At 64.6% G+C, this 19,070-nt stretch carries 15 protein-coding genes and 2 pseudogenes; 10 read left to right on the forward strand and 7 right to left on the reverse strand.

Going from position 1 to position 19,070, the window contains the following annotated elements:
* Nucleotides 1-988: 988 nt before the first annotated feature.
* Nucleotides 989-1,111 carry a type B 50S ribosomal protein L36 gene (gene ykgO / locus F6B93_RS12315; protein ID WP_068914732.1) on the reverse strand — a complete coding sequence of 41 codons (123 nt, stop codon included), beginning with the start codon at nt 1,109-1,111 and terminating at the stop codon, nt 989-991.
* A gap of 218 nt (nt 1,112-1,329) precedes the next feature.
* Here ykgO and F6B93_RS12320 point away from each other — a divergent pair, with 218 nt between their 5' ends.
* The 5 genes from F6B93_RS12320 to F6B93_RS12340 all read left to right on the forward strand — a co-directional run bounded on the left by F6B93_RS12320 (nt 1,330) and on the right by F6B93_RS12340 (nt 5,639).
* A complete protein-coding gene (locus tag F6B93_RS12320; RefSeq protein ID WP_211695354.1) occupies nt 1,330-2,190 on the forward strand; it encodes a mycofactocin-coupled SDR family oxidoreductase in 861 nt (286 codons plus the stop codon).
* A 321-nt stretch (nt 2,191-2,511) separates the two neighbouring features.
* The gene (locus tag F6B93_RS12325; RefSeq protein ID WP_211695355.1) at nt 2,512-3,429 is read left to right on the forward strand and encodes a hypothetical protein; all 918 of its coding nucleotides are present in this window, start codon (nt 2,512-2,514) and stop codon (nt 3,427-3,429) included.
* Nucleotides 3,430-3,563: 134 nt separating this feature from the next.
* Nucleotides 3,564-4,409, forward strand: a complete 846-nt coding sequence (locus F6B93_RS12330) for a sugar phosphate isomerase/epimerase family protein (protein ID WP_211695356.1) — start codon at nt 3,564-3,566, stop codon at nt 4,407-4,409.
* Nucleotides 4,410-5,103: 694 nt separating this feature from the next.
* Complete coding sequence (locus tag F6B93_RS12335) at nt 5,104-5,310, forward strand: antitoxin MazE-like protein (protein WP_211695357.1); 207 nt, start codon at nt 5,104-5,106, stop codon at nt 5,308-5,310.
* Nucleotides 5,307-5,639 carry a type II toxin-antitoxin system PemK/MazF family toxin gene (locus tag F6B93_RS12340; RefSeq protein ID WP_211695358.1) on the forward strand — a complete coding sequence of 111 codons (333 nt, stop codon included), beginning with the start codon at nt 5,307-5,309 and terminating at the stop codon, nt 5,637-5,639. The genes F6B93_RS12335 and F6B93_RS12340 overlap by 4 nt, the downstream gene beginning before the upstream one ends.
* A gap of 192 nt (nt 5,640-5,831) precedes the next feature.
* Here the strand turns inward: F6B93_RS12340 and F6B93_RS12345 are convergent, their stop codons facing one another.
* Complete coding sequence (locus F6B93_RS12345; RefSeq protein ID WP_211695359.1) at nt 5,832-7,181, reverse strand: multidrug effflux MFS transporter; 1,350 nt, start codon at nt 7,179-7,181, stop codon at nt 5,832-5,834.
* Between the two features lie 70 nt (nt 7,182-7,251).
* On the opposite strand from F6B93_RS12345, the gene F6B93_RS12350 reads away from it, so the two are divergent.
* The gene (locus F6B93_RS12350) at nt 7,252-7,710 is read left to right on the forward strand and encodes a MarR family winged helix-turn-helix transcriptional regulator (RefSeq protein WP_211695360.1); all 459 of its coding nucleotides are present in this window, start codon (nt 7,252-7,254) and stop codon (nt 7,708-7,710) included.
* Nucleotides 7,711-8,311: 601 nt separating this feature from the next.
* On the opposite strand, the gene F6B93_RS12355 is transcribed toward F6B93_RS12350, so the two are convergent.
* From F6B93_RS12355 to F6B93_RS12365, 3 genes are all read right to left on the reverse strand, one after another.
* On the reverse strand, nt 8,312-8,551 hold the full coding sequence (locus F6B93_RS12355) for a hypothetical protein (protein WP_211695361.1): 240 nt from the start codon (nt 8,549-8,551) through the stop codon (nt 8,312-8,314).
* 211 nt (nt 8,552-8,762) lie between these two features.
* Nucleotides 8,763-9,062 carry a type II toxin-antitoxin system RelE/ParE family toxin gene (locus F6B93_RS12360; protein WP_211695362.1) on the reverse strand — a complete coding sequence of 100 codons (300 nt, stop codon included), beginning with the start codon at nt 9,060-9,062 and terminating at the stop codon, nt 8,763-8,765.
* Nucleotides 9,059-9,310 carry a type II toxin-antitoxin system ParD family antitoxin gene (locus tag F6B93_RS12365; protein ID WP_211695363.1) on the reverse strand — a complete coding sequence of 84 codons (252 nt, stop codon included), beginning with the start codon at nt 9,308-9,310 and terminating at the stop codon, nt 9,059-9,061. The genes F6B93_RS12360 and F6B93_RS12365 overlap by 4 nt, the downstream gene beginning before the upstream one ends.
* Before the next feature lie 778 nt (nt 9,311-10,088).
* On the opposite strand from F6B93_RS12365, the gene F6B93_RS12370 reads away from it, so the two are divergent.
* A complete protein-coding gene (locus F6B93_RS12370; RefSeq protein ID WP_211695364.1) occupies nt 10,089-12,290 on the forward strand; it encodes a PE family protein in 2,202 nt (733 codons plus the stop codon).
* Nucleotides 12,291-12,878: 588 nt separating this feature from the next.
* Here F6B93_RS12370 and F6B93_RS23395 read toward each other — a convergent pair.
* Nucleotides 12,879-15,068, reverse strand: a complete 2,190-nt coding sequence (locus F6B93_RS23395) for a PE family protein (RefSeq protein ID WP_211695365.1) — start codon at nt 15,066-15,068, stop codon at nt 12,879-12,881.
* A 318-nt stretch (nt 15,069-15,386) separates the two neighbouring features.
* On the opposite strand from F6B93_RS23395, the pseudogene F6B93_RS12380 reads away from it, so the two are divergent.
* Together F6B93_RS12380 and F6B93_RS12385 are read left to right on the forward strand one after the other, a co-directional pair.
* Nucleotides 15,387-15,843: pseudogene (locus tag F6B93_RS12380) on the forward strand (MaoC family dehydratase).
* 106 nt (nt 15,844-15,949) lie between these two features.
* Nucleotides 15,950-16,460: pseudogene (locus tag F6B93_RS12385) on the forward strand (transposase); the annotation flags it as partial.
* A 595-nt stretch (nt 16,461-17,055) separates the two neighbouring features.
* On the opposite strand, the gene F6B93_RS12390 reads toward F6B93_RS12385, so the two are convergent.
* Complete coding sequence (locus F6B93_RS12390; protein ID WP_211695366.1) at nt 17,056-17,694, reverse strand: class I SAM-dependent methyltransferase; 639 nt, start codon at nt 17,692-17,694, stop codon at nt 17,056-17,058.
* Nucleotides 17,695-18,154: 460 nt separating this feature from the next.
* Here F6B93_RS12390 and F6B93_RS12395 point away from each other — a divergent pair, with 460 nt between their 5' ends.
* Nucleotides 18,155-18,820, forward strand: coding sequence for a TetR/AcrR family transcriptional regulator (locus F6B93_RS12395; RefSeq protein WP_211695367.1), 666 nt, complete (start codon nt 18,155-18,157; stop codon nt 18,818-18,820).
* Nucleotides 18,821-19,070 lie beyond the last annotated feature (250 nt).

The raw sequence follows: 19,070 nt of genomic DNA on the forward strand, positions 1-19,070 counted from the left end.
ACTAGGCACAGGAGATGATCCCGTCGTGGTGGTCCAGTCGCTATGGGGCTCTGCGGGACACGCTCCCGGACGCGGACGACCACCGAGCCGCGAGCGGTGGATGCAGGCCCAGGCGGCTTGTGCCGTCTCGGCGAGTCCGTCTTCGTAGTCGACCAGGCCGATCATGCCAATAGTTGGTTTCGTCGTCGGACTCGACTTCGACTGTTGCTTAAAAGGATTCGATCGCCGCGGTGCCCCCCCTTGCGTACAAGCCTCTATGAGACCGCCGGCCGTGTCTGATCTGGTTGTTGTTCCCGAACTGGTTGTTTGCCAGTATTATTCGGATCCCCTGGGCCGAACTATCCTGACCAAGAAGACACTTCGTACAGTTTGTGAGGGCCGTCCAGAGCCCAGCGACACCTGATCAACAAGTTCCTCGGACAACTCCACCACTGCGTCGAAACCCCCGCTAGCTATGACGACACCTGTGCGTTTCATGCAGGGTCTTCACGGGCACCGATGGAGCCGCCTTATGTCCGGTTGCGTTCGTCAATCTGAATGTCGCCCTGCGCAGCGACCGCGATGGCGGGCTTTCAGCGCGGCTCGCCCTGTCGCGCATCTACGGCATGATCTGGCCAGCGGGACGCGGTTGGCGGCGCAACTCCACCATATCCACCGGTCTCAGGTGTCTGCTGCGTGTACACCCGTGCCTCGCGCCCCCATGATCACTCCCATCAGTTCGGCGGTCTCGGGTCCAGTGGGCCAGGGTTATTAGCGGCCCATTGCCGCGTGCTAGACGCCGACTACACCAGCGGGCGCCTGGTCCGCATCCGCCGGTCCAGGTCCCAAAGCATCAGATTGAATGGGAAACCTCTGGGTGCACTTGTCGCGTCACTAGCCGACCAAGGACTATGCGCAGCGTCAACTACTCAAGGGACACACCACGATGGAAATTCTGCGCAAGCTCAAACGCGCCATCGCCCGCCTGGCAGAGTGAAGCAGCGTTGAGTCAGCCCTGGCGACCTTTGAAACGCGGGTTGAGTTTGTTGATGACGTAGACCCTGCCCTTACGCTTTACCACCTGTGACCCAGGTTGGTTCTTCAGAGACTTGAGCGACGCTCTGACCTTCATCCCGGCTACCTCCTTATTGACAATGATTATCATTATCATGTTACCGAGCGCGCAGAGCCGCAACAAAGCGGCGAGGGGAGGACGGCGCCGGTGGATGCCGTGGACATGGTCGCAGTGGTCGGGGAGCGCTTGACCGACTGCGACCAGGCATTTTGCTGGACGATACAGTTTTCCGCAGGTGCTATGGCAAATCGTTTTCAGTGGGGAAGGAGCAGAACATGGGTCGGATGACGGGAAAGGTCGCGTTCGTCACTGGAGCTGGGCGCGGGCAGGGACGCAGCCACGCTGTGCATCTGGCCGACGAGGGCGCCGATCTCGTCATCGTCGACATCTGTGAGGACATCGCGACGAACTCCTACCCATTGGCAACTGCTGCGGATCTCGAGGAAACAACACGGCTTGTCGAGAAGTCGGGCAGACGTGTCATCGCCGACCAGGTCGACGTCCGGGATCGAGTGGGGCTGAAGAAGACGCTCGATGCTGCTGTTTCTGAGTTAGGCGGTCTCCACGTTGTCGTCGCCAATGCCGCGATCTGCCCACTGGGCAATGACGTTCCCGTGCAAGGCTTCGCCGACGCTTTCGACGTCGATTTCGTGGGTGTCGTGAACACTGTGCATGCCGCGTTGCCACACCTGAATGCCGGCGGGTCCGTCATCATTACCGGGTCCGTCGCCGGGCTGGTGCCGCAAGCGACCGGTTTCAACGGCCAGGGGGGTTTGCAGGGGCCCGGTGGGGATGGATACGGGTTGGCCAAGAAATTGCTTCGTGACTACACCCGCTCGCTTGCCTTGACTCTCGGGCCGGAGCGGATCAGGGTAAATGCCATCCACCCGACCAACGTCGACACCGACATGCTGCAGAATCCCGCGATGTACCAGACCTTTCGGCCTGACCTGGCGCAGCCGTCGCGGGAGGACGCGGAAGTGACATTTCCGCTGTTGCAGGCGATGCCGATCCCTTACATCGAAGCATCCGACATCTCGCACGCGGTGGTCTATCTAGCCTCCGAAGAATCCCGATATGTCACCGGGCAACAGCTCTTCGTCGACGCGGGGGCTTCCCTCAACATGGGCCTCTGAAGCCGCAGCCGCTCGATCGGCGCCCCGGTGCAGAATCTCGCCTACAACGGCGGGTCAACGGACCGACGGGCGCGGCTGCCCCGGGCAACTGTTGCTGATCGGTGTGGCGTCGCGAAACCATGGCACCGTGTGCGGCAGCCAGCACGGTTGAGAATCCCCGGAAGAGAGAATGCCGGACGTGGGACATGTGCGGAACGGATCAATGAGATGTTAGCTCAATTCCGTTGGTTTACAGTGAAACCGACGAAAGATGCCCCCGCTCGCCCCGCTCCCGGCCCCAGGGGTGGTCGCCGAGTTTGGGCCTTCCTGACGGCACTCTGCATGTCCTCGCCGGCTTTGGCTGCAGTCGCCGCCGCGGACAACAACAGCTCAGCCGGAGCGGCTGCTCACCTGAACGTGCTCTACTCAGGACCCGGTGTGGTTCTGCGTAGTCCGGAAAACTGCGTCGGGGACAGGGCGGACCCGTGGTCCGATCAGGCGATTGTCGACTTCTGCGCGATAAAGGACGTTGTGGGAGCGCTCGGTGGACCGTCTTCGGGTGCTTCTCCAGCAGATTTCATCGAGGCGCCCAACAGGTTCGAGTTCAATCAGCCGATTGACTGCGGCGACGTCGGAGCCGTGGCCGACGGCAAGCACGACGGTTGCGCGGTGATCACCGGGGCAGCCACGTTCCTGCGTGCAGGTCTTCCGGTGCGGTTGTACGGGGTTTGTGCGAAACCGATTCCGCAAGAATGCGCCGTGCTCGGCACCATCACCGATCCAACCTGGAAGCCCAACGACGTGTATCTGCTGATGGATCCCGCGCGTGTTGACGTCCACTGCCAGTATGCGCAGGATGCCTTGCGCAACGGCTGCAACAAGAACGCCGCACATACGGCGGGGGAGCAACGCCCACCGTGCTCGGCCGAGCCGAAGGATCCTCGGTGTGAGTTCGGCCCCGACGAACAGGCGCAGATGTTGGCGGCCTACGCCGACCACTGCTCCACCGACCCCACGAACTGCACGATGAATCATCTCGAAGCTCAATGGGACGTGGGGTCGATCGTGGCCGTCGGGTATGTCAACCGCAGCGACCAGCCCAACGACTGTGCGGCGGCACGAAAGAGAGCGGCTGCCTTCACCCAAGCCGTCAACACACGATGGTCGGCGGACCTTCCCATTGTGCAGCTGAATATCGACATTGCCGAGAACCGGATGGCTTTCGCCGATGCCATCGCGAACTGCGAGCCGAGTGCCTAGCACTACGAATTACGCTGTTATCTGCAGACTCCAGTGAATGACGACGGTGGGGGATCGGGCGGGCGATACGTGCCGAAAACCCCTCGTGCTGTTCGGCACCATGAGGACGCTTCGACTGTGAAGGTGTTGATCGAATGACGCAGAACGTTGCACTGTCGGCAGCGTGTTGGACGACCGCCGGCTCAGCAGGCCCGATGATTGGCCACGACCTCAGCGAGTTCTCCCTGATCGATCGAATCACAGCGGCCGCAGAGGCCGGCTACACCGGTTTTGGGCTGCTGGGAGATGACTTAAAGGTTGCAGAGAAGACCGTCGGCTGGACCCAGGTTCGTGATCACCTCCGCATCACCGGCATGGAGCACGTCCACATCGAAGTGCTCTGGCTGCCCACGGGCCCGCCACGCCAGAAGTTCGACGAGGACTGCAAGTACTTGGTGCGTGCGGCTCATTTTTTCCGTCCAAGCTTCGTGAAGATCGCGGGCAGCCTCGAGGAAGAGCCCCTTGACGTTGATCTCTACGGCGAGGTCCTGGCTTCGGTGTGCGACGCCTTCGCCGTGGCGGGTTGTGCGGTGGGAATTGAGATCATGCCCTTTACGATCGTGAACTCGATCGAGAAGGCTGTCGCCATTGTCGACCGTGCCGGCTCGCCTAACGCGGGACTAATGCTGGATTTGTGGCACATCGCTCGGGGTCCGGACAATTTCGAGGAGATCGCCGCGCTGCCTGGCCACTACGTCATTGGAGTGGAGCTCGATGATGGCCCCGCCGAGCCCGTCGGCGATAACCTACTCCATGAAGCAGTGCACGATCGCAAGCTCACCGGCGAGGGTGAAATGGACGTTGCCGGATTCGTGGCCGCGGTAAGAGCCAGCGGTTTCAAAGGTCCGTGGGGCGTCGAAATCATGTCCGACGAACACCGCGCGCGCAGCCTTCACGACCAGGCCCATGAGTCATACCGCGCCGCCAGGAAGTTCCTCTGACCAACCTGCCAGCCAACCGCACGCCCATGCCCCACTCCGCGTGGCGGGTTGTTGGTTGTACGTTCGCTCTACTGCGGTGAGCGGCTCGCCTGAAACACCCCAATCCACAAGGCTCGACAATTACCTTCCGGCCCGACGCGGAGGCCTCTCTGGCGCTTGCAGTCTTGACCTGTGACGAGACACCGATATCCAAGACATCGCGGTCTCGGCCACGAGCAGTCGGGCTCGCGATATGCCGCCGTGGTTCAATCCGACGACCTGCCACGCAGCCTTGCGACTTGTGCTGTGCCCATAGCGAAGCCGACGGTCGGTACATCATAAACCTGTTGGGGCACAAGTCAATCGTAGGTATTCTAGGGGCAGCAAAGCTGCAGATGGAGCTGCCCTTTACTGCCCCGCCTCAGCCAGGCATCAATGAATGTTGGTGGCCGACAGGTTCATGCTCGGGAGGTGGTGATTCGTCCAATAAGAACGGACTTGACTGTAACCCTGCATATTCGATCTCGTCGTATTCCACCCTGGTCGCAAGTCGTGTGCCAACATCGGAATAGCCCCAGGTGCTCGTGCGATGACCAGCTTCAGGCAGCCCGGGCGAACCCGTCGATCGCGACCGGTAGGTGGGTGTCTGTTTGCTGGTCCCAGATAATCCGACTCTCCGACCGCTAAGATCCCCTGTTACATGTAACATAGCCGCATGGCAGTAAGAGAGAGGGTCGCCGAGTACCGACGGCGGATGCGGGAGCGGGGCCTGCGCCCGCTACAGGTCTGGGTGCCTGACGTGCGGACTGAGAGTTTTGCCGCCGAGGCGCATCGCCAGGCCTCGTTGGTCGCACGAGCGGACGAAAGTAGCGATCACCAGGACTTCATTAAGGCCGTCTCGACGCCATGGGACGAGGAGTGAACCGAGGGGAGATCTGGACCGTCGCGGGGGATGTCTACGCGATGAAACCGCGTCCGGCGGTCATCGTTCAGGATGACCTCTTTGATGTCACGAAATCGGTGACGGTTGCGCCGATCACCAGCACGCTGTTGGACGCACCGCTAATGCGCATTCGGATCACCGGTGGAGACGGTCGGCTATCCGGGCTCGATCACGATAGTGATGTCATGATCGACAAGCTGACCACCGTCAGAAGATCGAACGTCCAAGACCGAGTCGGCCGACTGACAGCGGAACAAGTAGTAGAGGTCGACCGGGCGATGATGGCATTCCTTGGCCTTGCTCGATAGGCGAGACCCGTTGGGCAGCGCCGAAATACGGCGTTCATTACGGGTAACACTGCATATTCGAATGCTGCACTTTCTCGGGATTTAGGTCGACGGCACTGCCCGATCTAACGCGGGTGGCCGCTGGCGCCACTCCGCGGGGCCAAGAAATACGAGGCCGAGATGGGTCTCCCAGCGCCCCCAACCGGACTGGTGTCACGACAGTACGCCTGCCGGATTCAGACCACCAACGACACCCATGGAGCACAATTCGCTAGTTTCGCATCGGCGCTCACCGTATCTCCCCTCAGCTCGCGGAAGGGCCGGGGGCGCAGAGGGTTGCCGCGAGGCGGAGGGCCGGCCGGCGGCTACGAAGCCGGCGCAGGCGATGCTCGCTGCGCATAGCATCACGATGCCCAGCGGCGTGGCGGTATGCGCGCCGCCCAGCCCGACGAGGGGGGAGGCGGCCGCCGCGAGTAGGAACTGCGCGGTCCCTAGAGCGGCCGAGGCCGCGCCTGACGCGCGCGGAGCCGCGGCTTGTGCCAGCGCCGTCGTGTTGCCGTAGACCAGGCCCATGCCGCAGGCGGCGGCCAGCAGCGACACAGCAAGCCAGCCCGCAGGCACGCGGGCGACCGTCAGCGCCAGCACAGTGCCGCTGGCGCCGAGGATGATTGCGAGCCCGACGGCCGCAATCCGGCGCGGTTCGTGGCGCGCCGAGAGCCGCGCGCTGAGCCCGCTGCTCAGCAGAAGCCCCAGAGCGTTGATGCCGAACGCCGCGCCGTACTGGGCCGACGAGAGTCCCATCATGTTCTGGTAAATGAAAGGCGACGCCGAGATATAGGCCATCATCATCGCGAAGGAGAAGCCGAACGCGATCAGCTGTCCGACGAAGGCGCGGCCGGTGAGGTCGCGCAGCGGTGATCCAGCGACGGCCTTCTGTTGATGCAGTTGTGCGCGGCGCTGTGCAGTGTGCGATTCGCGCACCACGACCAGCACCGCCACCAGCATCGCGACCGATAGCCCCAGGACGACGGCCAGCGCTCCTCGCCAGCCCAGCGGTTCGACGATGAAGCCGCCGGCCAGGGGCGCGGCGACGGGAGCAAGCCCACCGACGAGCATCAACAGGCTGAACGCGCGGGCGGCGGCACGGCCGGTAGCCAGGTCGGCGATGATTGCCCGGCCGATCACCATGCCGGCTGCCCCAGCGAATCCCTGCGCGAAGCGGGCCGCAATCAGCACCTGGATGCTCGGTGCCAGCGCGGCGGCCAGGCTGGCCAGCACGCAGATCGCGGCGCCGGCCAGCAGGGGTCGAAGCCGACCGATGCGATCCGACAGCGGACCGAAGGCTAGCGGGCCGATGGCCAGCCCGAGCAGGCATGCGGTCAGCGTGAGCTGCACGTTGGTCGGGGAGGTGCAAAGGTCGGCCGCCATCTGGGGGAAAGCGGGCAAGTAAAGGTCGGTGGAGAATGGGGCGACGGCGGACAACAGGGCGAGGGTGGCCAGCAGTCCTAGCGGGATGCGGGGTGCTGCGTCACGGTGCGGCGACGGATCGACGGCTGTGGTCACGGAACGCTCCGAACAAGAGGACTTATCGTTTGATAATTATCAATCCATAATTATCATGTAGGGTAGATTCATGCAACCGTCACACCAGCAGCACGATCGGTATGACGCGCGGCTGGCCGACCTCGCAGACCTCGTGCTCACCCTGGGCCGCGCGGTGCGCACCCAAGCCGCCGGTGACTCGTCGTTGGTTGAGCTATCGCTGACCGAGGTGACGGTGATGCACTACATCGATCACCACGCCGGCGTCAGCCCAAGTGCCGTCGCGGCGGCTACCGGGCTGCAGCGCACTAACCTGAGCAGGGCGCTGCGCGGACTCGAGGCCAAGGGCATGGTCGAGCGGACCGCCGACCCGACCGACAACCGCCAGGCGCTGCTGACGGGCACCCCGAAAGCCGCCGAGAACCTCACCCGGGTGCGGGCGGCCTGGGCGCGCCTGCTCGGAAACGCGCTCGAAGCGTCCGGCCAAGAGCACGACATCGCGTCCGCTCTGGGACTCCTCCGCGCACTTGAACGCGGCCTTTACCGGTGACATGGGTCAGGGCCAAACCCTCACAGTCACCGCGGAGGACACCGGCACCCGCCAGCATTGGCTAGCGGGACCGATCACTGTCACGCCGTCTCGGATCACCGCCACCGCGCGGCGCACGTGGCCCCGCCCAATCAACTGTTCGCACGTCATGATCAGCCGCATGACTGTCGTGGTGGACAGTGGTGCAAGCCTGGATCCGAAGGCGGGGGACGTACTCGCGCGTCTCGGAGTTAGCGTATGCAGCAGACCACGCGGCCAGCCTGCTGCATCGACGGCGGAGCAGTCGCATGGGGACCGATTGTGGTGCCTGGGACGGTCAGGCGGTTTCGTCGAGGGAAAGCCCTAAGGCGCCTGACGTACGAACCGAGACTTTCGCCGCCAAGGCTCTTGGCCTTGCTCGCTAGAGGGGTGACAAGTACTGGGCAACCGTGTAATCCGGCCTAGTTGACTGGTGACCCAGCCATATTCGATTCCGTCGTATTCCCTTGGAAAGCCTCCGAACGTCCGTGATTCATCAGATGAAAACGGCGGAGTCTACTGGTAACCCTGCATATTCGACTCCTGCATATTCCTCCACTGCCGGGAGATGACAGGCAGCGGCCTAACGGCCAACCCAGATCATTCCGCTATGTCGCGGATCATCAACCACGAATCCTTCACCGGATAGCTCAACACCAAACCGCGTATCAGCGGCGTGAGCCTCAGACACCAGTCTTTTCCACTTGTCAACGGCGCTGAATCCCAAACCGATGAGGACATCCAGCGGCACGGGATGCGGCACCGCGGGGTCGGCACCGAGATCGGAACGCCCCGGGTCTGCAGCCGTCATTACAGCCGACACAGGTCCGCACCACAGGGACGGCGGGCGGAAAGTCTTGCAACGCGGCTGAAAACGATGGGAGGAGCAGTGGCCAACTGTCCGGTCCTAGCTGGGCTGGCGGTCACTTCCAGGGCAGCGCCAGGAACGTTGAGATTCGGAAACGCTGTTGCGTATCAGTAAAGTTGGCGGTTCCGAGCGAACGTCCGACTGCTCGGACCGCGGCGGGTGCACGTCAGTCGAGATGCCGGTCGACATCCATGTGCTTGTGGAGGATGCGCACCACCTCGACCAGATCCCCGCCGGCGCCAACACGGTAATAAAGCGTGTGTGATCCCGCAGTATGCCGCCGGTAGCCGGCACGAACCTCGTCGCAAGACCTCCCAATGAGCGGGTTGTCAGCCACAAGCTCAACGGCACGCTGAATCACGCGCACGTACGCTTCGGCCTGATCGTCATTCCACCGTTCACTGGTGAAGTCCCAAATCTGCTCCAGATCGGCCTGGGCGGCGGGGGACAGCACATATTGGCTCACCGCCCGTGAGGTGCTCTGGCGCGCTTCCGCGACACGAAAGCGTCGAACTCGAACGGCGTTGGGGCTCCGCTATTTTCACCAGCTATCAGTGCCTCCCGGAGGGCATCTAAACGTGTTTCGCGTTCTTCGAGCAGCCGCAGTGCGGCGCGTACGACGTCGCTCGCCGACCTATATCGTCCTGAGGCGACCTCGTCCTCGATAAACGCGTTGAAGTGCTCATCCAGGCTGAACGAGGTGTTCCTACCCATGCGAAAAGTATACCAATTATTGGTATTAGTTGCTTGCTCAGAACGCATGCTCTATGCCGGGAGGTCCGGACCGCCGTCATCTGTAACGAGACAGGACACGGGGGTTTGTGTCCGTTCTCAACCTAGCTAGCGGCCAGCAGCAAGGCACCGCCAGTTGGAATGAAACTCCTGGGGTGACCGCCAACCCGAACGTCGTCACTGCCAGAGCTGCGCTCATCACCGCTGCGAGACGAATGTGGTCCTCGCGCTACCGGGTCTTTGTGTGGTCGCACTGACCGCCGCCACGCGTTGGGCTGTGTTTTCCGTCGGTTCCGTGTCGTGGCTCATACGGACGACCGTAGAACTTCAACTGCGCTTGAAGTCAAGCGTCTTCTCTGGCACATCGGATCGTGGGATTGGCGCCACGGTCGATCCGCGTCGTTGTGGAATCGTGAGCTTTCAGCGCAGCGTTTTGGGCAGATAGACCGCGCCGGGGCCGGCGTGGGCGGCGGTGTCGGCGGGGTTGGTGATGGCGCAGCGTTTCAGTGAGAGGCAGCCGCATCCGATGCAGGAGTCGAGGTGGTCGCGTAGGACTTCCAATGCGGCGATCTGATCGTTGAGGCGGTCGCGCCAGGTTTTCGATGGGACTCTCAGTTGGGTTGGACTCATTCAGTGGGACCACGCCACGGTGTCCGGTGGAAGCGCCTTGGTGTCTTCGGGGATCGCTATACGTTGAGCCCGCGGTGGTTGATCGGGCGCCGTCTGATCAGTGTTGATGTGCTCTAGCAGGAGGACGGCGATGGCCTATGTGATGGCGGCCCCGCAGGAGCTGGTGGCGGCGGTAGCAGATCTTGAGGGTATCGGCTCAGCGCTTAGCGCAGCCACTGTGGCTGCGGCGGCCCCGACCACGGCGCTGTTGGCCGCCGGTGGTGATGAGGTGTCGGCGGCTATCGCGGCGCTGTTGTCTGGGCACGCCCGCGACTATCAGGTGCTCAGCGCCGAGATGGCGGGCTTTTATCAGCAGTTCGTGCAGACCTTGAATGACGCTGGGGGCGCCTATGCCGGTGCCGAGGCCGCCAACGCTTCCCCGCTGCAAAACCTTGAGCACGACGTGCTCGCGGCGATCAACGCGCCCACTCAGGCGTTGTTGGGGCGCCCGCTGATCGGCAACGGCGCCAACGGGACCGCGCCGGGGCAGGCCGGTGGGGCCGGCGGGTTGTTGTACGGCAACGGCGGGGACGGCGGACCCAGCGGTGCCGGCGGTAATGCCGGCCTGATCGGCAACGGCGGTGCCGGCGGGAACGCGGTGACCCCCGGCGCGTTTGGCGGCCACGGCGGCAACGGCGGGCTGTGGTTCGGCAACGGCGGGGACGGCGGGGAAGCCGCAACCGGCGCCAACGGCGGCAACGGCGGCCACGCCGGGGCGCTGTCGCTATTCGGTCGTGGCGGTGATGGCGGAGCCGGCGGGGCCGGCGGGAGCGCGGTGACCCCCGGCGCGTTTGGCGGCCACGGCGGCAACGGCGGGCTGTGGTTCGGCAACGGCGGGGACGGCGGGGAAGCCGGAACCGGCGCCAACGGCGGCAACGGCGGCCACGCCGGGGCGCTGTCGCTATTCGGTAGTGGCGGTGATGGCGGAGCCGGCGGTGTCGGCGGGACTGGCGGTGTCGGCGGGACCGGCGGGACCGGCGGTAACGCCGCGCTGCTGATCGGTGCCGGCGGGAACGGCGGCGACGGCGGGACCGGCGGGACCGGGGCCGCTGGTGATCTTGCTGTCAACAGCGGTGCCCCCGGTGATGGCGGTGATGGCGGGACCGGCGGGACTGGCGGACGGGGAGCAATCCTGTCCGGGGGCAGTGGGAACGGCGGTCGCGGCGGTGACGGTGGCGCCGGCGGTGCCGGGGCTACCGGGGCGACCGGTGTCAGCGGTGTCAATGATGGTGCCGGCGGTGCCGGTCCTGACGGCGGCCGCGGCGGGACCGGTGGCAACGGTGGAGACGCCGGAGCCGGTGGTGAGGGCTTTTTTGGTGTGGGACGGGACGGTAGCCAAGGCGCCGGCGGTGACGGAGGCGACGGCGGTGCCGGCGGGATCCCCGGTGACGGCGGTCACGGCGCTGACGGCGTGTGGGGTGTGAACGCCGGCGCTGGTGGTGACGGTGGAGACGGCGGGAGCCCCGGTGCCGGCGGGAACGCCGGGACCGGTGGACAGGGCTCCACCCCCGGTGCGACCGGACAGAACGGCGCCACCGCCACCAGCGGCGGGAACGGCGGGAACGGCGGGAACGGCGCAAATGCCACAGCGGGCAGCGTCGGCGGACGTGGTGGCGACGGCGGCGACAGCATCAACGGAACCGGCGGTGCCGGCGGGACCGGCGGGACCGGCGGGAACGGCGCCACAGCGGGCAGCGTCGGCGGACGTGGTGGCGACGGCGGCGACAGCATCAACGGAACCGGCGGTGCCGGCGGGACCGGCGGGACCGGCGGCGCCGGCGGCATCAGCGGTGGCCCCGACATTTACGGCGGTGGCGGCGGTGACGGCGGTGACGGCGGTACTAGCACCAACGGGACCGGCGGCGCCGGCGGGACCGGCGGGACGGGCAGCAACGGCCCCGACACCACAGAATCAAGTCAATACAGTTTCGGCGGGCACGGCGGTCACGGCGGGGCCGGCGGTAATAGCACCAACGGAAAGGGCGGTGTCGGCGGGATCGGCGGCGTCGGCGGTGACGGCGGTAGCGGCGGCGCACAGAGTTGGGGCGGTTACGGCGGTGCCGGCGGTAACGGCGGTGAGAGCACCAACGGAGCCGGCGGTGACGGCGGCACCGGCGGTCACGGTGGTGCCGAAGAGCGCGCCACCCTGCCCGCTAACGGCGGTGCCGGCGGTAGCGGCGGTAACGGCGGTGACGGCGCCGGCGGGATCGGCGGTGCCGGCGGTGCCGGCGGTGCCGCCGTTCCCGCTGGTGGCGCCGGCGGTCATGCTGGTCAAGGCGGTCCCGCCGCCTAGGCTAGGGGCGTGTCTTCCAATGTCGAGTCGTTGTGTAGGCACTGATGATTGAGGCGACCAGAAGAACGCTGCCGAGGCACTCTGCCTACCCGGGCGACCCGGCTTGCGCGCCAACGCGGCCAAGGCGCCGTCCTTCACGGCGGCAGGCCGGCGGAGATTGCCGCTGGTGCAAGGCAGTGAAGTACGCGGCAGTGGAATAGATGCTCTGACAAAGATTTACGAGGAGAGGCGCAGAAACCTACGCGACCGCCCAACACTCACGTACAGCCACTGTCGCGCTACGCTCGCCACCTGCGTGGAGAGCCTCATCTTCTGCCCCGCCCCTTGGGTGCGAGATAGCGAACGCAGTCGCTCGTCTAATGCCGAAGGCTGCGGCCAGTTCTCGGACCAATTCCCGGTAGCGGCGAGCCGACGTAGTTGGTCCGGGCCGGGCTTTCACCAGCAATGGTGTTGCGACGCTATGACACCGCCGGCTGGTGTTGGAGGTAGTCGCTCTGGGAGAACGGATTCCGTGAGCCTGCGGGCTACAGCGCGCATAACGGATCAGCTGCCCCGGCCAAATCGTTACCCAGTCCGGTCGTCGACTGGCTAGGCGGCGGGACCCCCGGCGCCACCGGCTCCGCCGGCGCCACCGGCCGTGTCTTCGAAGCCGGGCGTATCGCCGGCTTTGCCGTCACCACCGGAACCGCCGCTGCCGTTACCGCCGTTGCCGCCGTTACCGCCGCTACCGGCCGCACCGCCACCGGTCATATCACCGCCGACACCGCCGTTACCACCGTCACCACCGGCTCCGTGGGTGCTGGCACCGCCGTTACCGCCGTCACCGCCAAGGCCGCCGAAACTGCCTTCATTGGCGTTGCCGCCGAAACCGCCCGCGCCGCCGATACCGCCGACGCCGCCGACACCGTTGGTGCTCGCGCCGCCGATACCGCCGGTACCGCCGGTACCGCCGTATGTGTTGTCAACGTTGTTCTGGGGGGCCCCGCCGGCCCCGCCGGTCCCGCCGGCGCCGCCGGTCCCGTTAGTGCTAGTACCGCCGATACCGCCGTTACCGCCGTTACCGCCCATACTCTCCTGGAGGTCGCTGCCTGGAGAGCCGATACCGCCGGTCCCGCCGGTCCCGCCGGCCCCTCCGGTTCCGTTGGTGCTAGCGCCGCCGGCGCCGCCGGTCCCGCCGGTACCGCCGGCCCCGTTGCCACTGCCGGTAGCGCCGTTGCCGCCGGCGCCGCCGGTCCCGCCGTCACCGACCTGCCCGCTGTCACCGCCGGTCCCCCCGTCCCCACCCGCTTCTCCCGCGCCGGTGGCATCAGCGCCGTTCCCGCCCTTCCCGCCGTTCCCGCCGCTGGTGGCGGTGGCGCCGTTCTGTCCATTCGAACCGGGGGTGGAGCCCTGTCCACCGGTCCCGAAGGCCCCGCCGGCACCGGGGTCGCCGTCTCCGCCGTCTCCGCCGTCACCGCCGCGACCATCGTTCACACCCCACACGCCGTCAGCGCCGTGACCGCCGTCACCGGGGCTCCCGCCGGCACCGCCGTCGCCTCCGTCACCGCCGGCGCCTTGGTTACCGTCCCGTCCCTCACTGAAAAAGCCCTCACCACCGGCTCCGGCGTCTCCACCGTTGCCGCCGGTCCCGCCGCGGCCGCCGTCAGTGCCGTCACCGCCGTCACCGCCGGCACCATCATTGACACCGCTGACACCGGTCGCTCCGGTAGCCCCGGTCGCGCCGGCACCGCCGTCACCGCCGTGACCGCCGGAACCGCCGTTCCCGCCGTTCCCACTGCCCCCGGACAGGATTGCTCCCCGTCCGCCAGTCCCGCCGGTCCCGCCGTCACCGGCGGCACCGCCGTCACCGGCGGCACCGCTGTTGACAGCAAGATCGCCAGCGGCCCCGGTAGCCCCGTTGCCGCCGGTCCCGCCGTCGCCGCCGTTCCCGCCGGCACCGATCAGCAGCGCGGCGTTACCGCCGGTCCCGCCGGTCCCGCCGGTCCCGCCGACAACGCCAGTCCCGCCGACACCGCCGGCTCCGCCATTACCGCCACTACCGAACAGCGACAGCGCCCCGGCGTGGCCGCCGTGGCCGCCGTTCCCGCCGACACTGCCAGTCCCGCCGGCCCCGCCGGCTCCGCCATCACCGCCACGACCGAATAGCGACAGCGCCCCGGCGTGGCCGCCGTTGCCGCCGTTGGCGCCGGTTGCGGCTTCCCCGCCGTCCCCGCCGTTGCCGAACCACAGCCCGCCGTTGCCGCCGTGGCCACCGAACAAGCCGGGGGTCACCGCGTTCCCGCCGGCACCGCCGTTGCCGATCAGGCCGGCATTACCGCCGGCACCGCTGGGTCCGCCGTCCCCGCCGTTGCCGTACAACAACCCGCCGGCCCCACCGGCCTGCCCCGGCGCGGTCCCGTTGGCGCCGTTGCCGATCAGCGGGCGCCCCAACAACGCCTGAGTGGGCGCGTTGATCGCCGCGAGCACGTCGTGCTCAAGGTTTTGCAGCGGGGAAGCGTTGGCGGCCTCGGCGCCGGCATAGGCGCCCCCAGCGTCATTCAAGGTCTGCACGAACTGCTGATAAAAGCCCGCCATCTCGGCGCTGAGCACCTGATAGTCGCGGGCGTGCCCAGACAACAGCGCCGCGATAGCCGCCGACACCTCATCACCACCGGCGGCCAACAGCGCCGTGGTCGGGGCCGCCGCAGCCACAGTGGCTGCGCTAAGCGCTGAGCCGATACCCTCAAGATCTGCTACCGCCGCCACCAGCTCCTGCGGGGCCGCCATCACATAGGCCATCGCCGTCCTCCTGCTAGAGCACATCAACACTGATCAGACGGCGCCCGATCAACCACCGCGGGCTCAACGTATAGCGATCCCCGAAGACACCAAGGCGCTTCCACCGGACACCGTGGCGTGGTCCCACTGAATGAGTCCAACCCAACTGAGAGTCCCGTGCCCCGATGTCGGGCCAGGAGTGACGATGAACAGATGGCAAGCCGCATAGCTGCTGGACCACCAAACGGTTCCCCCTCAACCCCGCCCGCCCGTCTTGCATTCGAAGGTCCTTAGCAGCAGGGTGGCATTAGCCCAGCGCCCCAATCAGAAGAGAGACTCATGCGCACTTTCGAGTCGGTCGCTGACCTCGCGGCCGCAGCGGGCGAGACCATCGGGCACAGCGACTGGGTGACCATCACTCAAGACGAGGTCAACCTGTTTGCTGATGCGACGGGCGATCACCAGTGGATCCATGTCGACCCGGAACGCGCGGCGGCGGGCCCGTTCGGCGGCACTATCGCGCACGCTTCATGACACTGGCGCTACTGCCGCGGCTGCAGCATCAGATCTACACTGTCAACCGAATCAAGCTCGCAATCAACTACGGCCTCAACAAAGTCCGCTTTCCCGCACCGGTATTGGTGGGCTCCAGAGTGCGGGCGAGCAGTTCGCTGGTCGGTGTCGAAGACCTCGCCAAAGGCGCCGCGCAGGCCACTTTGTCAACCACAGTCGAGATCGACGTTCCAGCAAGCCGGCGTGTGTCGCCGAGAGCATCGTGCGCTGTATCTCGGAGTGACGGGCTAGGGCGCGTCTCTCGAATGGAAAGGCGTTGACGAGCGAGGATTGACCGCGTGATTCTCCGAGGGACCGTCCAAAGTCACTCGAGCAAAGGAATCGACGCGATGACCACTGCCCACGATATCGATCTGCCGACTGCGTTGGCCCAACGACTCACGGCCACCCATCCCGACGTGTTGCGCGAGTTGATCGCGACGTTCATCCACACCCTGTTGGATGCTGAGGCCGATGCGGTGTGCGGGGGCGGGATATGGCGAACGCAGTGAAGCGCGGACTAATCAGCGCAACGGGTATCGGCGTCGCCAGTTCGATACGAGGGCCGGCACATTGGACTTGGCGATCCCCAAGCTGCGGCACGGGTCGTATTTCCCGGACTGGCCGCTGGAACGCCGCAAACGCGCCGAGCGTGCCCTGACCACGGTGGTGGCCACCTGTTATCTACTCGGGGTATCGACGCGGCGGATGGACAAGCTCGTCGAAACCCTCGGGATCACCAGCCTGTCTAAGTCGCAGGTCTCGGTGATGGCCAAGGATCTCGACACCGCCGTAGAGGCGTTTCGAACCCGACCGCTCGACGCCGGCCCGTACACATTCGTCGCAGCCCGACGTCTGATGCAATATGCAGTGGCTAACCTGACATAATGTCGCTTATCGGTAGACACCCAACGCGGGGTTGCACAAAGTTGCATTAGGCGCAAGGACTCTCTGCGCGGATGGCGACGTTGGCGCAAGCTGACAGGCATGACCACCTTCCCGTCCATCCCATCGGCCGTCGTCCGTTAACGTGGCAGCTTGAAGTAGGTTTCAATCACTTGATGAATGACCTTGTTCTTAGGTGACGAGGTGCTGATGCGGCCCTTATCCTCCCGGCCCGCCGGAGCCCCCAAAACGTCACAGTGACGAATATCCATGTCCCAGCCTGGCGTATTGACTATTCAGCGATGCCCCGCTGAGGAGCTTCCAGGCTTCGTTCCTCGCGTTCTGCGTACCGATGTTCTGCGTGCAGACGAGACTGTCTTCGATGCAATCGCTTGGGTTGACTTGCCGGTTTACCGGTGTCGACTCGAAGACTGGCGCCACGACTACAACAAACCAACAGGCCCCACTCTGCCCACGGCGAACTCACCAGCCGAATTCGCCCAACGATGGTCTACGACCCGCTAACCCGACGCTGCATAGCAACCGGATCGCCGAAACTGGATGGAGCGGATTACCCCCGCTTTGCTACCACAAAATAGCTAGACGCTCCTTTATATATTTTATCAGTGTCAATAATCTGAAAATTCCCATTTTCAATTAAATCGTCCAGCTCGGAGCTTTCTAGCCTTCTTATAGGGATGGGGATTACTCCAATTTTGCTCAATATCCGGAACGCCTGTATTTGGATACCAACTGAAAGTGACAGCTTATCTCGCAAGCAGGGTGTCACCGAAATAACCAGCCCCCCAGGCTTCAGCAGCCCATGTATTCTTTGCAGAACCTTCTTGGGATTAGGCACTGTGTGCAACACATTGAAAGCTAGAATCGCATCGAATGTTTCTTCCGGGTACCTCTCATCGAAGATATCGGCTTGTACAAAACTCACATTCTCGACGCCACGAGCAGCTGCTTTCGCTTTCGCTAATCCAATCATCTTAGATGAGATATCGATGGAATGGATCTCCGCAACCTCACTGGCAAGCTCACAAGATGTGGTGCCTGTTCCGCATCCATAATCCAAAATAATGTCGCTAACTTTGAGGTGCTTTCTGGCGTTCTCCCTGCTTTTGCTATGAATATACTCGAATCGTTCCTCGGTTTTATCGTACTTCTTTGCGGAGTTATCCCAGAACTCTTCCGATTTATCCATTTTCCTAGTTCCCTCTCGCAATTGTTAGAGCGCCCATCAATCGTATGGTTGTGGGCCTTGTCCTGGTGTTGTGGACGTGGGCCTTGTGGTTATGCCGCTTTCGGCTGCGTTGCGGGTATGTGGTTGTCCTTGCGTCATTGGCGGGGCCGGCTCGATGCCGTGGGGTCGATCTCTGCGCGACGTCAGCCCCGCGACAGCTACGAGCGGGTTTATGGCCAGCAGAATCCACACACGGTTAAGCACGTTCATCGACAGCCGCCCCCGCCGAACCGTGAAGCGAGTTCGACGCTCAGCAGCGCTGTCCGGTCGGCGCTCCGCGCTCTGGGGTCGGCTATCCCAATGTGGTCTGTCCTTCCACTCAGGGTTCGCCTCGGGCCAATCGTCGGACCGGATGCAGAGCAAACCTAAGACACTAAGTGGATAGAGTCAATCCACTTAGCTCGCTCACTACACTGCGGATGTGGATTCTGAGCGAGCTGCGGTACGACCGCTACGCAGAGATGCCGCGCACAACCGGCAGCGCATCGTCGACGCGGCACGCGATCTTTTTGCCATGCGTGGGCTCGAGGCCAGCCACAATGAAGTGGCCCATCACGCCGGTGTCGGTGTAGGCACTGTCTACCGGCGTTTTCCGACCAAGGAATCTCTTGTAGACGCCACCTTCGAGGATGGGATCGACGAGATCACCGCGCTTGGTCATTGCGCCTTGAACAAGCCCGACTCGTGGCTGGGATTGGCGTACTTCGTCGAAGAGATGTGCCAACTCACGGCACGGGATCAAGGACTTCGCGAAGCCGTGTTCAGTCGCGAATACGGCGGGGATCGGGTCGAGGCGGCGCGCGTACGGCTGTACCCCATGGTCGCCGAAGTCGTGGAGAGAGCTCGGGCCGACGGCTATCTGCGCGCGGACATCAATGACAGCGACCTGGCACTGATGTCGATCATCGCCGGCGCGGTCAACGAGTTCGCGGGCGATATCCGCCCCGATTTGTGGCGGCGCTACGTGACGATCTTCCTGGACGGGATGCGCGCAGATGGCGATCAGGCCCTACTGCCGGTTGAGGCCCTCAGCGCCGATCAACACGACGCCGCGATGCGGAGTTGGAATCCCCGCGCACACAGTTGACTGCCTGGCTCGCCCAAGTGCCCCACTCATCCCACATGCACGCCGCAAGCAAGCATTCCTACACATGGGACGTGAGTTGTGGCTTGCTTCTGGAGTGTCGGATCGGCACCCGAGCGCCCGACACCGCGCCGAGTAGCGTCCCCCTCTAACACTCAGCTCAGCGGCAATCTGGGTGATCGTCGCACCGTCGGTGTCCCGGAACTGCGCGACCGCATCACGCTTGACTTACCGGGAAATATCTCCTTGCCTT

It is taken from the genome of Mycobacterium spongiae, from assembly GCF_018278905.1.
Taxonomy (GTDB): domain Bacteria; phylum Actinomycetota; class Actinomycetes; order Mycobacteriales; family Mycobacteriaceae; genus Mycobacterium; species Mycobacterium spongiae.

Bases quoted from the DNA above. Each gene is read 5' to 3' on its own strand.
- F6B93_RS12320 (WP_211695354.1), top strand. From the start codon at position 1,330: ATGGGTCGGATGACGGGAAAGGTCGCGTTCGTCACTGGAGCTGGGCGC.
- F6B93_RS12325 (WP_211695355.1), top strand. From the start codon at position 2,512: ATGTCCTCGCCGGCTTTGGCTGCAGTCGCCGCCGCGGACAACAACAGC.
- F6B93_RS23395 (WP_211695365.1), bottom strand. From the start codon at position 15,068: ATGGCCTATGTGATGGCGGCCCCGCAGGAGCTGGTGGCGGCGGTAGCA.
- F6B93_RS12350 (WP_211695360.1), top strand. From the start codon at position 7,252: ATGCAACCGTCACACCAGCAGCACGATCGGTATGACGCGCGGCTGGCC.
- ykgO (WP_068914732.1), bottom strand. From the start codon at position 1,111: ATGAAGGTCAGAGCGTCGCTCAAGTCTCTGAAGAACCAACCTGGGTCA.
- F6B93_RS12365 (WP_211695363.1), bottom strand. From the start codon at position 9,310: ATGGGTAGGAACACCTCGTTCAGCCTGGATGAGCACTTCAACGCGTTT.
- F6B93_RS12390 (WP_211695366.1), bottom strand. From the start codon at position 17,694: ATGGATAAATCGGAAGAGTTCTGGGATAACTCCGCAAAGAAGTACGAT.
- F6B93_RS12330 (WP_211695356.1), top strand. From the start codon at position 3,564: ATGACGCAGAACGTTGCACTGTCGGCAGCGTGTTGGACGACCGCCGGC.
- F6B93_RS12370 (WP_211695364.1), top strand. From the start codon at position 10,089: ATGGCCTATGTGATGGCGGCCCCGCAGGAGCTGGTGGCGGCGGTAGCA.
- F6B93_RS12335 (WP_211695357.1), top strand. From the start codon at position 5,104: ATGGCAGTAAGAGAGAGGGTCGCCGAGTACCGACGGCGGATGCGGGAG.